At 41.6% G+C, this 291-nt stretch carries 1 protein-coding gene; it reads left to right on the plus strand.

Annotation, left to right across the window (positions count from 1 at the left end):
* The coding region (locus FS736_RS23640) for a hypothetical protein (RefSeq protein WP_222125105.1) at positions 1–214 on the plus strand (214 nt) is incomplete at its 5' end.
* Between the last annotated feature and the right edge of the window lie 77 nt (positions 215–291).

Consider the following 291-nt stretch of genomic DNA (forward strand, 5'->3'; position numbering starts at 1 on the left):
GGAGGGTAATGAAATGGTGAAAAAGGAGGTGGAGAATTATCTGAGAAGAGAAGATGGGGGTGTGGAATTAGATAATGTGGTAAAAGAATATGGGGAAGGGGAAGGAGTTGTGGAGGGAAGAGAGGGAAAAGTTTTAGATTGGGGTAGGGTTTTTGATGGTGGATATATTGAAAGAGGGGAGAAAGAAAGGGAGGAATTGGTTGGTGAGGAATGATTGGAGTTGGTGGAGAAGGGAATGTCGTATTTTAAAGAGGGGAAAAATGAATTCATGTAGATGGAATGGAAATGCTT

The sequence above is a fragment of the Cytobacillus oceanisediminis 2691 genome (genome assembly GCF_007678455.1).
Classification (GTDB): domain Bacteria; phylum Bacillota; class Bacilli; order Bacillales; family Cytobacillaceae; genus Mesobacillus; species Mesobacillus oceanisediminis_A.